This is a genomic window from Geothrix sp. 21YS21S-2, assembly GCF_030846775.1.
Taxonomy (GTDB): domain Bacteria; phylum Acidobacteriota; class Holophagae; order Holophagales; family Holophagaceae; genus Mesoterricola.
In genome coordinates this window covers 1,498,447-1,513,136 of record NZ_CP132910.1, presented here as the reverse complement: position 1 = coordinate 1,513,136, position 14,690 = coordinate 1,498,447, and the positions used below count along the sequence as shown (strand labels likewise).

The following is a 14,690-nucleotide window of genomic DNA, read 5'->3' as shown; positions in this document are numbered from 1 at the left end:
GTAGGAAATCCCCGGGCGACCGGGGATTCCAATACAAGAGGAACCCATGGGTGGCAAGGAACCATTGCTGGATCTTCTGGGCCGCGTCCTGGCCCAGTCGGGCAATGGGGGCGTCGAGGCCGTCGGCCACTGGGAGGCCAAGGGCCGGGAAGTGCTGGCCAACGAGGCCAAGTACCGCGCCCTGGTGGAGGCCTCCGCCCAGATCGTCTGGACCTGCGACGGCCGGGGCTTCGTCACCGAGGACTCCCCCTCCTGGCGGGCCTACACGGGCCAGACCTTCGACCAGTGGTGCGGCTACGGCTACGAGGCCTGCATCCATCCCGAGGACCGGCCCCGGGTGATGGAGGTCTGGTTCAAGGGGCTCGAATCGTGCGTGCGCGTGCAGCAGGAGTACCGCCTGCGCCACCACACGGGCCAGTGGCGGTGGAACCACGTGCGGGCCGTGCCGCTGATGGGCCCCGACGGGACGGTGGAGTCCTGGGTGGGCATGAACATGGATATCCACGACCGTCTCTCCGCCCAGAAGATGCAGACGGCGCTCTTCGAGATCTCGGAGGCCGCACGGAGCCTGGGGGACCTGTACGCGCGGATCCACGGGATCATCAAGGCCTTCATGCCCGCGGAGAACTTCTACGTGGCCCTCCTGGATCCCGACGGGGAGACGGTGCGCTTCCCCTACTTCGTGGACGAGAACGACCCGCCCCCTCCGCCCCTGAAGATGGCCCATGGCCTCACGGACCTGGTGCTGCGCAGCGGGAAGCCCTGGCGCCTGGATCCCCGGCGGATCGAGGAGCTGGTTCTGGAGGGCCGCATCGCCCTGCGTGGGGAGCCGCCCCTGGACTGGCTCGGCGTGCCGCTGTCCTCGGCCGGGCGCGTACTGGGGATGCTGGCGGTGCAGAGCTACAAGGGCGGCGTGCACTATTCGCAGGGGGACCTGGAGCTGCTGCAGTTCGTCTCGGGCCAGATCGCCGCGAGCCTGGAGCGCCAGACCGCGGAGGAGGAGCGCAAGCGGCTCGAGGCCGAGCTCCAGCACGCCCAGAAGCTGGAGAGCCTGGGCAGCCTCGCCGGCGGCGTGGCCCACGACATGAACAACGTGCTCGGCGCCATCCACGCCGTCACCCAGACCCTCAAGGTCGTGCACGCGGGGGAGGACCGGCTGATGGCCTCCATCACCACCATCGAGCGCGCCGCGCTGCGGGGGCGGGACCTGGTCAAGGGCCTGTCGGACTTCGCCCGCAAGGACCTGCGGGAGGCCTGCCCCGTGGACCTCAACGAGGTGGTGGGCCAGGAATGCGAGCTGCTCCGCCGCACCCTGCTGCAGCGGGTCCGCCTGGACGTGGCCCTGGAGGCGGGTCTGCCCATGGTCATGGGCGAGCCCAGCGCGCTTGGCAGCGCCTTCATGAACCTGTGCGTGAACGCCGTGGACGCCATGGCCGACGGCGGCGTCCTGGTCATCCGCACCCGGGCCCTGCCCGATGCCCAGGTGGAACTTGCGGTGGACGACACCGGCCAGGGCATGGAGCCCTGGGTGCTCCAGCGGGCCATGGAGCCCTTCTACACGACCAAGCCCTACGGGAAGGGCACGGGGCTGGGCCTCTCCATGGTCTACAGCACCGTCAAGGCCCACGGCGGTACCATCGCCATCGACAGCAGGCCCGGCGAGGGCACGCGCATCCGGCTGCGCCTTCCCGCCCTGGCCGGGGCCGCGCGGCCCGCCGCGCCCGTGCCGGTCCCCGCCGATCCCGGCAGGCCCCTGCGGATCCTTCTGGTGGACGACGACGAACTGATCCGCGACGCCGCCCCCGAACTCCTGGAGCTCCTGGGCCACCAGGTGACGACCGCTTCCGGAGGATCGGAGGGCCTGGCCCTGCTGGACCTGGACCTGGAGGTGGACGTCGTGCTCCTGGATCTCAACATGCCCGGATTGAGCGGCACGGAGACCCTGGCCCTCCTGCGCGAGCGCCGCCCCGGCCTGCCCGTCATCCTGGCCACGGGCTTCCTGGGCGACGCCGTCACGCGGCTTCTGGCCACGGACCCCCACCTGCTGGCTCTATCGAAGCCCTATACGCTGGAGGAGGCCCGGGTGAAGCTGATCGAAGCCGTCAGTCGGTGACCGCGAAGGCCACCTTCTCGTTGCGGAACCGTTCCTTGGCCAGGAGCCTGACCGTGGCCTGGGTGTGGTCCGGGTTGAACGCAAGCGTGTAGTGCTTGTCCTTCACGAGGGAGCCGGGGACCACGTTGACCTTGTTGATCTTCTCCACGCCCGCCTCGGCGGCGCTGATGGTGATGGTGTCCTGGGAACGAAGATCGGCCGCCTTCGTGAAGGCCTGGTCGTTCCAGTTGGAGCCCGCGCGGTCCTTGGCGAACACGGGCACCACGATGATGCCTTCGTCCTCGAGCGCCTTGCGCCTGCCCACCAGGTAGTGGACGGAGTTGAGGAGGGCCTGCTGGGCCTGGCTCGCGGCGGTGAGCACGGTCAGGTCCTTGGTCATCTTCTCCTTCTCCGCGCGCAGGCCCTCCACGTCGGCGGTGAGCTTCTGCTGCTGGGCGGTGAGGTCCACGATGCTCGCCTGCAGCTCCTTGCTGCGCTCCAGGGCCTGGTCCCGCTCACCCTCGATCTTGGCCTTCCTCTCGGCCTGCAGCTGCGTGGGGCTCATGTCCGCCTTGCCCTGGGCCACCCAGGAGCCGTAGACGCCGTTGCTGTAGAAGTGGTAGACGTGGAAGCCCGGCGCAAGCTGGTCCACGGTCAGCACCTTGGCCACCAGCGCCTTGGCCTTCTCCTCGGGCACGCCCCGCTTCCTCAGGTAGCGCACGGACATGTCGAAGTGGGTGTCGTCGGCCTTGGCGATCTCAGGCCGGGGCAGGACGGCCCGCAGCTGGCCGATCTTCTGGTTGAGGCCCTTGATCTCCTTGTCCTTGTCCAGCACCTCCTGGAGCAGGGCCTGGTAGGAGCTGTTCTTCTCCACCTTGATGCGGGCCTCCAGGGCGGTCTTCTGGTCCGGGGTCAGCTCCAGGGTGTCGGGGTTGGGCGCCACGTTGTTGACGCCCGCCTGGGCGAGCTTTCGCTTCTCCTCGGCGCTGGCGGCGCCCGCCTTCTGGTTGAGGGTCTCCAGTTCTGCGGCCTTCTGGGAAAGATCCTTGACCTCCTTCTCGCCTTCGGTGCGGCCGCAGGCCGGGGCGACCATCAGCGCGGCCACCGCCGCCGAGGCGAGCAGGAACTTCGATAGGGTTGTCCGTGTCATGGCGTTCTCCAGGTGCGTGGAACCGGGAAATGGCGCTCCCCCCGGCTCCGGGGTTGGATGAAGGGACCTCCGTGAATAGGTCGGCACAATGCCTACCCGCCTTGGGGTTCGCCAAGGGGGCCTGGGACGAACCTCCCCCACCATGGGGCAGGTCTACGGTTTGGCTATTGGATGACCGCGGCGTCCCCTTGTTCCAATTCCGGGGGTGGTTTTCCGGAATCCGTGCATCTAAGCGGTATTACGTATGGGCATAGATGGTTAAACGCCTATTGTTCAATCAAGGCGGCCGATGTCCGGCGCCCGCGGGGGAGGAACCATGGCGAGTGGAGGACCGGGCTTGGACAAGTCCGGCTTGGCAGGCATGCAGACCGTTCTGGACGCCATTCCGACGAACATCGCGGTGCTGGACCCTGCCGGCAGGATCCTCCTTGTGAACCGGGCCTGGAGGGCCTTCGGCCTGGCCAACGGAGGGACCGGGAGCGAGGTGGGGGCCGACTACCTGGCTTCGGTGCCGGTGGAGGCCGTGGAGCTCCGGGAGGGGCTTCTGGACGTCCTGGCCGGCGGCAGGACGCCGTTCACCTTCGACTACACCTGCGACTCCACGGACCGCCGGCGCTGGTTCAAGATGATCGCAACGCCCCTGGACAGCCAGGCCGGCTGTCTGGTCAACCACATCGAGATCACGCACACGAAGGAAGCAGAGGAGCAAGCGAAGGCCAGCGCCGGGCTGTTCCAGGAACTCTTCGACCAGACGCCCGACCCTGTGACCCTCTCGGAATTCCCCAGCGGCCGGGTCGTCCTGGCCAACCAGGCCTGGACCACCCTGACGGGGGTCCCCCGGGAGGAGGCGGTGGGACGGAACCCGGCGGAACTCGGGGTGTGGCTGGATCCCGGGGCCAGGGGGGCCCTCTTCGCGGAACTCCAGGCCACGGGCGTCTGCACCGGGAGCAGGGTCGACCTCAGGTCCCGCGCGGGAGAGGTCCGCCGGCTGCTCCTGAGCTGCACCCTGGTGAACCTGCAGGGGAGTCTGAAGGTGCTGATGACCGGCAAGGACATCACGGCCCAGCTGGCCGCGGTGGACGCGCTGCGGGAAAGCGAGGACCGCTTCCGGGTCATGGCCGAGCAGAGTCCCGTGGCGCTCTTCCTGCACAGGGAGGGGCGGTTCGTGTACCTCAATCCCGCGGCGGTCGCGCTTTTCCGCGCCGGGGGTCCTGCGGATCTCGTGGGGGAGCCCGTGCTGGACCGGGTGTGCTCCGGGGACCGGTGCGGGGCGGAGGACCGGATCCTGAAGGCTTTAGAAACGGGCGACCTGGCGCCGGCCACAGAGGAGCGGCTCACCCGGCTTGACGGCACATCCGTGGACGTGGCCATCAACGCCCGGGCCGTGGACTTCGAGGGGCTCCGGACCATGCTCGTCTTCGCCCAGGACATCACGCCGCTGCGCCGGGCCCAGGAGGCCGAGGCCCTGGCCCGGAAGGCCGACAGCCTCGTCCTGATGGCCGGCAGCATCGCCCACGACTTCAATAACCTGTTCGCGGCGCTCTCGGCGGGCCTGGACATCATCGACCTCCAGGCCTCGGACCGCCCCGAAGTCCTCCTGGCCACCGCCACCACCAGGGGGGTGCTCAAGCGCGCCATCGCCCTGTCCTGGAAGATGAACGATTTTTCCGGACGGGGCATTTCGAGGATGGTCCGCCTGGAGCTTCCGGAACTGCTCCGGCGCTGGGCCCCGGCTTCGGGCGCCCGGCACGGAGGCCGCGTGCCGCACCTGGAACTGGAAGGGGTGCCACCCATCAACGGGGATCCCGCCCGCCTGGAAGGGGCCCTGGACGCCATCGTGGCCAACGCCTGGGAGGCCATGGACGAGGCCGGCCTGGCCGGGGGCCAGGTGCGGGCGAGGCTCTTCATGGATCACCAGGAGGGCGCGCCGGGTCCCGGCGCACCGGGCGTCTGGGCCTCGGAACGTCCCAAGGGCCCCTGGACCGTGTGCCTGGAAATCGCCAATGACGGCACCTGGCCGAACCCCGAGGTCCTCAGCCGGATGTTCGACCCCTTCTTCACCACGCGCTTCGTGGGGCGGGGGCTGGGCCTGGCCTCGGTGCTGGGGGTGCTCCAGTCCCATGGCGCCGGCATCCACATCCTGCCCGGGCCGCAGGACGGCCTGGCGTTCCGGATCCACTTTCCGGTGGCCTAGGGTGCCGAGAGGGCCAGGGTCCTGGGGTGCACCAGGCGGTCGAAGTCCAGGTACCGCATCCGAACCACTTCCGTATGGGAGCCCGCGTTGAAGGCGATCTGCTCGTTGGAGGCCAGCCGCGGGTCCACGAAGACATCCATCCGGTAGAGGTTCCCGAAGGGCGGCATGGCCCCCAGCTCGCACTCGGGGAAGTCGCCCCGGAATTCCGGCTCCTTGGCCAGGTCCAGGTTCACCGCTCCGGTCCCCCGGCGCAGCAGGTCCAGGTCCACCTTGCGGGTGGCGGGCAGCACCGCCATGGCCAGATGGTCGTCCACCTTCACCACGACGGTCTTGGCCACCTCCTTGCCCTTGACGTGGGCGGACTCCGCCACGTCCATGGCGGTGTAGGCCTTGGAGTGGGTGATGGAGAGGTACTTGACCTCGTGGTCATCCAGGAAGCGCTTCAGTTTGGCGACAGGCATGGGTTCCTCCTTGGCCGTCGGCAGCTTGGAACCGAAGCATCGGGCATCGGGCGGTTTTCGCAAGGTGCAATATCCCGCTAACCCGCGGCCCGGAGCTCCTTCGCCAGTTCGAGGATCCCGATGGCTTCCGTGCGGTCGGCGAGGGGGTAGCGGTCCGGGCCAGGGTAGGCGCAGAAGCGCTTATGCGGATTCAGATCGGCACATGCGGAATGGAAGCCGCGTTCCAGTTTAGGCGCCATGCTTCGCGTGACTTCGACAGCCCAGAACGCTCCGCCGGGAAGGGTAAGCAGCAGGTCCAGTCCGGTTCCGTTGGAGGTCCGGTAGTAGTGGGCTTCGGTTCCCTCCGGGGCCGCGGTGATCAGCGTCTCGATCACAAAACTTTCCCAGGTCTGGCCCGCAACGGGGTGACCCAGCAGCGCCTCCTTGTCCCGGATTCCGAGCAGTGCGTGGGCGATTCCGCTGTCGCGCACATAGACCTTGGGCGACCTGACCAGGCGTTTCCCGGCATTGCGATTCCAGGCCGGCAGGCGTCTGACAAGCAACAGGTCTACCAACAGATCGAGGTATCTTGCGACGGTCTTCCCATCCACTCCCAGAGCGCTGGCGAGATTGGCCGCATTCAGGGCCTGGGCCTGATTGTGCGCCAGCATCGTCCAGAATCGCCGGAGGGTTTCGGCCGGGATCCGGGGGCCGAATTGCGGGATGTCGCGCTCCAGGTAGGTGCGGATGAAATTCCGCCGCCAGGTCAGGCTGACTTCGTCGGATTCGGCCAGGAAGCTTCGCGGGAACCCGCCCCTCACCCAAAGCGTCTCCAGCTGATCAGGGCCGATTTCCAGGGCGTCGAACGGGCCGAGCTCCGAATAGGAGATCCGCCCTGCGAGGCTTTCGCCGGATTGTTTGAGCAGGTCCATGGCGGCGGACCCGAGCAGGAGGAAGCGGCCATTGGCCTTGCCCTGCCTCCGCCCCCGGTCGATGATGCCGCGCAGCTGTTGAAAGAGCTCCGGCATGCGGTGAACCTCATCGAGGATGACCAGCTCGCGATCATGGCCTGCAAGATACCTGCTGGGATCTGAGAGCCTGGCACGGTCATTCTCGTCCTCAAGGTCCAGGTAGATCGAAGGGGACCGCTCGCCGATCTCCAGGGCGAGCGTCGTCTTGCCGGCCTGGCGGGGTCCCAGCAGGACGACCGCGGGAGAATGGTCCAGCAGGTCATGGATCCGGGGCGTGAGGCGGCGGGGCAACATGTATGTAATTATGGAAATAAATGCCATAATTGCAATGTAGATTTTAAGTCGTGAACAGTCACGTGCCTTGCTGGGCCAGAATGCGTCTGAACCAGGGCCAAGAGGCGGAGGCGGTGGCAACGCATAGGGTCAACCGCACCGGGCATCGGATTCACCTGGCAAGGTGCAATCCGCGGGTCTTCCGATTGTAGGAAAGATCAAGATATGACCGTTCGTCCCCCGGTTTTCGACCGTTCAGGGGAACCCGGCCAGGTATGGCCGCCCAAGGGGTAAGGTCCTCCATGGTGCCTCCCTCCCGACAAGCCCTTTCCCTGGTCGCGCCCAATGATACAGACTGCCAAACCTCGAATCCCCGTCGTCCTGAGCGAAATGGAAATCCATTGGCTCATCACGTGGCATGACCTGAACATGCGCGGACCCGCCGCGACCTCCGCCAACTGCGGCCGGGACTGGAGCGCGCTCCGGAGGGAGGAACTGCTCACGGCCTGGGACCGGACCTCCGAGCGATAAGAAACATGTCCTAGGACCTGGAATCCGGGACCGGCGCCATCCTGTATGCGCCCCTGTCGCCCTACCTGGCCGAGAACGCCCGGCGCATTTACCACGCCCACGGTTTCACCCGCGAGGGGCAGGAGGTGGACTTCCTGAGCTTCCGGGAATTCCTGGAGACCCTCCAGGTTCCCGATGGCCGGGAGGCCACCTACAAGGATTTCCGGGTCTGGTTCCGTCGACACAGCCGATCCGCGCCCGAATTCGACGTCCACCGTCTCCACGAGGACTTCAAGGGCGTGCTGACCGGCTACCCCGTGGATCGTCCCTGGCTGGACCGGGAGGCCTACCTGGGCCTGGGCGTGCGCCAATCCATCCTCCCCGAGGCCCAGCGGGCGAAAGTCTTCGACCTCTTCGAGAAATACCTGGCCTTCCAGGGGGAGGCACGCCTGTTCGAGCCCAACATCGTGGCGCACGGCCACCTTCCGGTCTGCCAGGCCCGCTGCGACCTGGCGGCCCTGTTGTTGAAGACCCTGCACAAGGCGGGGCGATTCATCCGGTGCAGGGACTCCAACCAGATCGTCCACCCGAACTTCTTCTCCTGGGCCCACATCAAGAGCTTCTTCTTCGAGCACGGGGATCTCGCCTCCAGGGACATCACCCGGATCCTGCAGGCCAAGTACCGCAACACGCCCCAGGTGACGAACCTGGCCAACCGGCTCCTTCATCGAACAGCCGGACCCGTTCCGCACGCCCTGGGAGCGGAAGATGGAAGCCGAGAAGACCAGGCGGGATGCGGAGTTGGCCGCGAGAGCTGCCGCGGAACCTGCCCCGCCCCTCTTCCCGGAAGAAGAAAGGTAGCTTCGGTGCCGCCCTAACGACCCCGCCCACCAGCGTGTTTTGGCCATCATGGCCGAACCGGAACCGGAACCGGAAGTGGACCTCCTGAAGAAGGACCCCCGCAAATGGTACCGGTGGATGGATGCCATCGCGGACCGGGTGAAGGCCGCTGGGGCCCAGGTTGAGTCCCAGGAATAAATGCTGACTGCAGCCATGCGTACACGTGGTGGCAAGTTCCTCCTCTGGCCCCAGACCGGGTTCCTTCGAGAAGATTCTAGGTGCGCGCTTTGTGAGCCTCTGTTCTCTGCGCCCCAGCGAATCCTCAGCGCCTCTGCGTTTGGTCAGTCGCTGCCACCTTCCGACATCCAGGTTCAATGCGAAGTGGTCGGCGCAAACAATCGGAAGGACGGCCAACCCCGTCCATCTAATCGCTTGTTGGGAGTCCAAGGGCGACAACTTCAGGGACAGATCCGGTGGTCGGTCCCAGAATGCGCCAAGCCTCCTCGATCCTTGCCTGGCCGTGGGATGGCACCTTGACGTGCCAAACAAGATCGCCCTCGATTTCCTGGGCTGGAGTCGCTTCAGGAAGTACCTCGACCCGCACCCGGTCTGACGCTGAGCGAATCGAGGGCTCCTGCACCTGGATGTCGACTTCATGGTCCAGGTCGTTGAACAGGATCACCTTCTCCCGGAGGGTCCATTGCCGGGACTTCCCGTTCCTGGCCAGGGCAACCGTGGCTTCCGTCCGCTGACGTTGGACCCGGATCCCGGGAACTGGGCCAAAACTGAACAAGGTCCGTTCGCCGGGCTGAAGGCGCGGCAGGGCTACCTGCCCGAGTTGCTCTCCATTGCGGAATACCGTGGTCGGGGTTCCAGGGAACCAGGGGTAGCCGGGCTGTGAGCGCAGGGGTGCGACCAGGAACACTTCCGAACTGCTCCTCGGAAGCGCCCGGAGTTGCAAATTCGCTTCCGCGATGCTCTGGGCCAAAAGAATGCGCCTGGCCTGGGAGTCGGAGGGGATATCCCGCTTGCCGGCCAAGCTCCACGCAAGACTCAACTCTCCTGATTCCTCATAATGGGCAGGCGTTTCTTCCAGCGCATAGTTGTTTGAGACTGCCGAACCTCCGAGGACAATGGCTGTATTGGTCACTGAGTGGTCCACCGCCGGTGTGCTCGCAACGACCTCGACGGTGGCCCCTCCTGCGGATGGCATAAGTTGAATGCCAATGCTCACGGGTTGCGCCGAGAGGACGCGAGCGAATGACATCGAGGAGGGGTAGCCAGCCCTTGTCGCCTGCAATCGATAGTCCCCCAGCGGCAAAAGTTGAAGCCGGAACACCCCATTCCGGTCGGTCGTTGCGGACCTTGTCCTTGGCTTGATGGCGTCGGAGCTGGCGATCACTGCAACCCCGGCCAGAGGGTGGCCGCTCCTGTCCGTGACCCTCCCCTCGATGCTGCCCATAGCGGCCACTTCTGGGGCGTTGTAGAGCAGCTTAACGGGCGGGGGCGGGATCGGGGCATGGATCGCCCTTTCCGGTTCCGCGTTCGAAATCTCCAGCCCGACGTTCTTCCAGTCCTCTCCCGTCGCCTGGCCGATGCTTGCATAGCACAGGAGTTCGAGCCCCTTCTCGCCCAGGCGGACCTCATAGGTGGGTCTCCAGCGGGCAGCTCCGGTGCGGCTCAGAACCTGGATCCGGGCCTCTCCTGCCGCCGGGGAATCCAGCTCTACCGAAATGACGCTTTTGTTTCTTTTTGCCAAACTCTCCTTCTTGAAGAGAGAGGCGGAAAGGGCGCCCAATCGGGCTTGGACAACGGCCTGTTCCTTCCTCAAGTCTTCTGCCTGCGCAAGAATTGCTTCCGAACGTGCCTGGATCGCCCGTGCAAGATCAACGGCCGCCTTGGGATCCGGAACCTGGCCTGTCGGGGTCGCGCCTGAATCGGGCTTCAGATTGGTGATGGCAGCCATGGCTTCATCCAGGGCGCCAAGCTTTTGCACCAGCTCTTCCTGGCCGCGGGTCAGCGTCTGGATCTCGGTCTGAAGGGCCTTGGTGCCAGCATCAGGTTCAGTCCGGGCTTCTTCCTGGGTGATGCCGATGTTGCCCAGGCGGAGACCGGGGATGCCTTCGGCCTGGACGCGAATATCCTCCAAGGAAAGGCCTGGGGGAAGGTCCGTGAGCCGAATCCGCTGGGATCCAGGGCTGCGAAAGTTCCAGGTTGCCTCACGGGTTATCCAGGCTTGATGAGGATGGATCCTTACGCGGCTAAGGGAAAGGTTCAGGGCGGGTTCCTGGGCGGAAAGACAGAGGGAGAGAACGGGCAGGATCAGGCGGCGCATCAGTTCCCCTCCAATGAAAGATCGCCCACGTTGACAAGGTGTCCCACCAAGGGACCCTGGATCCGGGTCTTCTGAAGGACCGTGGCCTTGCCGCCGGGAGGCAATTGGAGGATCCAGCGTCGTATTCCTGTATGGATGGTTTCCCAGCCTGGAGTCGTACCCGACACCTGGTCCACTTTCACGGAATCCGTACCTGAGGTCACTGTCCGGTCCTGGACCTCGACTTCCACAGGGGTCGAAAACGTGCTCTCCACTTCAAAGCTCTCCTTGAAGACCCACTGACGCTCCTTGGTCTTGTCCCCGATTTCCGAATGGTTGCGCTCGAGGACTTCCCTGCGTGCAGTCAACCCAGGCACCGGGCCGTAGCTCAACCGGAGTGGGTCTCCAGGCCCCGGGGCTTCCATCTGGAGGGTGCCGACCCTTTCGGTGCCTTGGAGCATATCCACAGGGCTGCCTCCAACAAGGGGAAAACCGGGAGCAGGGAGGACCATGGCCATCAAATAGACATCGCTTCCCTGGCGGGGGATCGCCAGGTAGCGGAATGAAGGAACCAGATCGAGGCTGCCGATTCGGAAGCGCTGTTCCTCTCCCGTTCGCACCTGAACCTGGCCTGGCACCTTCAAGGTAGTCAGGGCGGCGGGCGAAACTGGATTCTCAGGAACAGGAATGCCGGGTTTTCGAGCGCCGGACTCCTGGTAACTCAGCCCAGGGAGGCGAATCCCTGCCGGAAGGTCCAGGCGACCTGAAGGGGCCTGGCTCAGAAGTTCCAGGCTGATTCCGTTCCAATTCTCATTGGTCGCTTGTTTCACGGCTGCGAACAGGACCAGTTCCAGGTGACGCTTGTCTGGGCTTAAGCGCGCCTCGTAGGCTGGTGCCCAGGATGCCTCCTGGACCCGGAAGGACAATTCCAGGCCCACGGAGCAGGCCCGGGGGACCTCCAATTCCACGGAGATGACCGTGGGATTGGCCTCGCCTTCCCGTTTCAGTCCTTCCATGGCTTCATCGTTCCGGTCAGCCCTCGACTTCAAGGAGCTTCGCTCCTCGCTCAAGGCCGCATCCTGGCGCGCAAGTTCGAGGCTCCGACTCTCGACCGCGAAACTGAAATCCAGGATGGATTGGGGCTTCAGGGCGCCGGTGGTCAGGGATTGCTGAAACCCCTTGGTTTGGGCGGCTTTAAGGTCCAGGAATAGCTGCCTGGCCTTTGCCTGGTTCTTCTGGCGAAGATCGAGGAGGGCCAGCCTTCCCCGGAGGTCAGCGGCCTCCTTCTCCAGGCGTTTCCATTCCGTTCGCTCACGGTAGGTCTGGGGGGCCTCCCTGACCGTCAAGTCACCGATTCGAGTTCCAGCAGGCCCCTGGGCTCTGAGGCGCAAGTCATCAAACCGGAGCCCTGCTGGAAGCCCAGGGATGATTACGCGGCTGGACCCTCCCTCCAGCAACTGGACGGTTCCCTTGCGGGTTACCCAACCTTCGCCTGGATGAAGACGGACAGCCGCAATCGTCGTTTCCACCGGGATCGGGTCTTTGGCTCCAAGGGTGCAGGCGACAGCCAAGAGAAGCCCTAAACGGCGCATGTTGACTCCGGGGGATGCGTTGAGCCTATCGACCCGCCCGGCCTTTTACAAAGGCAACTTTGTTGGGAAAATAAGTTGATGGCCGCTGCGCCCCGCCCTGGTCCTGCGGGGGCCTATCGGCGCGCATCGGACGATTCGATCCCGATCCCCAGCTCCAAAGCAAAAGCCCCTTGCGGGGCCTTTGCTTTGGAGCGGGCGATCGGGATCCCCTCCGGGCCGCGTCCGCTGCTGCGCCCGGCCCTGATCCTCCGGACAGCCCCCCGGGCTGTCCGGAGGGGGCCTACCGGCGCGCATCGGACGATTCGATCCCGATTGCCCGCTCCAAAACAAAAGCCCCTTGCGGGGCCTTTGCTTTGGAGCGGGCGATCGGGATCGAACCGACGACGTTCAGCTTGGGAAGCTGACATTCTGCCACTGAATTACGCCCGCGCTAACGTGCACGGTCAACGTATCACGGGGAGGGGAGGGGGTCAACCTGGGTGCTATCCTGGCGGATGCAGCATCCAAGCTCTGGAGGTTCCATGAAGGTGTTTTCAGGTGTGCCGGCGGTCCTGTGCGCGTTCGCGGCCTTTGCCGCCGCTCCCCATCGCACGAACTGGGAGCTGAAGGAGTTCACCTGGGTGAAGCTGGTGCCCGCCGAGGCGGGCGCGGCGCCGGCGCAGCACCCGGCGCAGCTGGACGCGGAGGCCCTGAGGCGCAGCCTGCGGGCGATCCGCTTCGAGGAGGGGCCCCTGTTCGAGGCCAAGGAGGTGGACCAGCTGGTCAAGCCGCTGCTGGAGGCCTTCGCCGTGGCCGACCCGGGCGAGGACCTCGTGCTGCTGAGCACGGGGCGCAGGGGCGGGGGGTTCATGAACCCGTCCTTCGGCGTAACGGCGCGGCTCTTCGTGGAGGGGGGCAAGGTGCAGGTGATCGTGCGGGACGCGCGCCTGGATTTCGTGGACCGCTTCCGCGTGCGCGGCGACAAGCCCGAGTTCACCTACGGGTCCCGCGTCCAGGCCGGCAAGGTGGTGCTCAGGGGCGAGGGCCTGGCCTCCAGGCGCGGCGACTGGGTGGAGTTCCCTGCGGTGCCCTACGCGGCGCCGACGCCGGTGCTGCCGGGGTTCCAGGGCGCCCCTCCACCCGAGCCCAAGGCCGCCCCCGCCGAAGGCCCCGAGGCCCGTCTGCGGGCCCTGAAGCGGCTCCGGGACGAGAACCTCATCACCGAGGACGAGTACCAGAAGAAGCGGCAGGAGATCCTGAAGAGCCTCTGAGCCGCTCCAGGACCCAGGCCTCCAGGGGCCCGGCGCCCGTCACCCGCTGCTCGGCGACCCAGATGGGCATTCCGGCGGCGCGGGCGGGGTCCAGCTTCACGGCGTCCTTCTCCGTGCACACCAGGCCCTCGGCGCCGGTGGCCCGGGCCTCGGCCTCCAGGGCCGCCAGGCGCGGGCCCAGGGGCTGATGGTCCGGGAAGGCGTGGTTGCCGGTCCAGGGGGCGCCGGCCACCAGCAGGTCCGCGAAGAACGCCTCCGGGTGCCCCAGGGCGCAGAACGCGAAGAGCGGCCCCGGACCGCCCAGGGGCAGGGGGATGCGGGCGCCGGTGTCCAGGCGCCGCAGGGAGGTGATGGCGAAGTCCACCCAGAACACCGGGCCCCCGGAACCGAAACGGCCCCACCAGGCCAGGATGGCGTCCCGGTCGGCGCGGCCGCCGCGGGTGACCACCAGTGCCGAGGCCCGGGCCGCCGAGGCCGCGGGCTCGCGCAGGTCGCCCAGGGGCAGCATGCGCCCGTTGCCCCAGCGGCGCACCCCGTCCAGCAGGAGCAGGTCCAGGTCCCGGTGGAGGCCCCGGTGCTGGAACCCGTCGTCCATGATGAGGAGGTCCGGCCGGGGCGCCAGGGACAGGGCCCGCAGGGCCGCGTGGTGGCGGCGCCTGCCCACCACCACCCGTCCGGGACCCAGGCGCCGGGCCATCATCAGGGGCTCGTCCCCGGTCTGGGCCGGGTCGGAGGCGGGGTCCACCTCCATGGGATCCAGGTCGCGCCGCCCACCGTAGCCACGGGAGACCACCGCGGGCAGAAATCCTTCTGCTTCCAAGGCTTCGGCCAGATGGAGGGTCACGGGGGTCTTGCCGGTGCCGCCGGTGGTCAGGTTGCCGATGGACACCACGGGCACCTCCACCCGGGCGGCCCGTTCCGGGTGCCGGTCGAACGCGCGGTTCCGCAGGGCCACGACCCCCCCGTACAGGGGGGCCAGGGGCGCGAGGATCCAGCGGAGCGGTTGCATTCCACCAGCATAAAGGGAAAAATCGCCTCCCAGTGAAGTTCCCAACGGAGTCGAA

Annotated in this window: 11 protein-coding genes and 1 tRNA gene; 5 read left to right on the top strand and 7 right to left on the bottom strand. The window is 66.4% G+C overall.

The genetic code is table 11. The features are described from left to right. Positions 1-46 precede the first annotated feature (46 nt). Positions 47-2,113, top strand: coding sequence for an ATP-binding protein (locus RAH40_RS06860; RefSeq protein ID WP_306601346.1), 2,067 nt, complete (start codon positions 47-49; stop codon positions 2,111-2,113). Here RAH40_RS06860 and RAH40_RS06855 read toward each other — a convergent pair. Beyond that, positions 2,103-3,242: a hypothetical protein gene (locus RAH40_RS06855; protein WP_306601345.1), complete on the bottom strand. Its 1,140-nt coding sequence runs from the start codon at positions 3,240-3,242 to the stop codon at positions 2,103-2,105. The two genes, RAH40_RS06860 and RAH40_RS06855, sit on opposite strands and share 11 nt — an antisense overlap. Positions 3,243-3,579: 337 nt before the next feature. Between RAH40_RS06855 and RAH40_RS06850 the strand changes: the two genes are divergently transcribed. Further along, the gene (locus RAH40_RS06850) at positions 3,580-5,436 is read left to right on the top strand and encodes a PAS domain-containing sensor histidine kinase (protein WP_306601344.1); all 1,857 of its coding nucleotides are present in this window, start codon (positions 3,580-3,582) and stop codon (positions 5,434-5,436) included. Here the strand turns inward: RAH40_RS06850 and RAH40_RS06845 are convergent. Beyond that, entirely contained in the window at positions 5,433-5,897 is a 465-nt protein-coding gene (locus tag RAH40_RS06845; RefSeq protein WP_306601342.1) for an aminoacyl-tRNA deacylase, read from the bottom strand. The two genes, RAH40_RS06850 and RAH40_RS06845, sit on opposite strands and share 4 nt — an antisense overlap. A gap of 77 nt (positions 5,898-5,974) precedes the next feature. Next, the gene (locus RAH40_RS06840; RefSeq protein ID WP_306601341.1) at positions 5,975-7,141 is read right to left on the bottom strand and encodes an ATP-binding protein; all 1,167 of its coding nucleotides are present in this window, start codon (positions 7,139-7,141) and stop codon (positions 5,975-5,977) included. A gap of 369 nt (positions 7,142-7,510) precedes the next feature. On the opposite strand from RAH40_RS06840, the gene RAH40_RS06835 reads away from it, so the two are divergent. Then, positions 7,511-7,651: a hypothetical protein gene (locus RAH40_RS06835; protein WP_306601340.1), complete on the top strand. Its 141-nt coding sequence runs from the start codon at positions 7,511-7,513 to the stop codon at positions 7,649-7,651. A gap of 125 nt (positions 7,652-7,776) precedes the next feature. After that, on the top strand, positions 7,777-8,508 hold the full coding sequence (locus tag RAH40_RS06830) for a hypothetical protein (RefSeq protein WP_306601339.1): 732 nt from the start codon (positions 7,777-7,779) through the stop codon (positions 8,506-8,508). Between the two features lie 386 nt (positions 8,509-8,894). Here the strand turns inward: RAH40_RS06830 and RAH40_RS06825 are convergent, their stop codons facing one another. The 3 genes from RAH40_RS06825 to RAH40_RS06815 form a co-directional block, all read right to left on the bottom strand. Next, on the bottom strand, positions 8,895-10,805 hold the full coding sequence (locus RAH40_RS06825; protein ID WP_306601338.1) for a DUF4139 domain-containing protein: 1,911 nt from the start codon (positions 10,803-10,805) through the stop codon (positions 8,895-8,897). Beyond that, on the bottom strand, positions 10,805-12,376 hold the full coding sequence (locus tag RAH40_RS06820) for a DUF4139 domain-containing protein (protein WP_306601337.1): 1,572 nt from the start codon (positions 12,374-12,376) through the stop codon (positions 10,805-10,807). The genes RAH40_RS06825 and RAH40_RS06820 overlap by 1 nt, the downstream gene beginning before the upstream one ends. Before the next feature lie 354 nt (positions 12,377-12,730). Next, positions 12,731-12,805 (bottom strand) — tRNA-Gly (locus tag RAH40_RS06815). 92 nt (positions 12,806-12,897) lie between these two features. On the opposite strand from RAH40_RS06815, the gene RAH40_RS06810 reads away from it, so the two are divergent. Continuing rightward, a complete protein-coding gene (locus tag RAH40_RS06810; RefSeq protein ID WP_306601336.1) occupies positions 12,898-13,626 on the top strand; it encodes an SHOCT domain-containing protein in 729 nt (242 codons plus the stop codon). Here RAH40_RS06810 and lpxK read toward each other — a convergent pair. Further along, complete coding sequence (gene lpxK / locus RAH40_RS06805; RefSeq protein ID WP_306601335.1) at positions 13,574-14,635, bottom strand: tetraacyldisaccharide 4'-kinase; 1,062 nt, start codon at positions 14,633-14,635, stop codon at positions 13,574-13,576. The genes RAH40_RS06810 and lpxK overlap by 53 nt on opposite strands. Between the last annotated feature and the right edge of the window lie 55 nt (positions 14,636-14,690).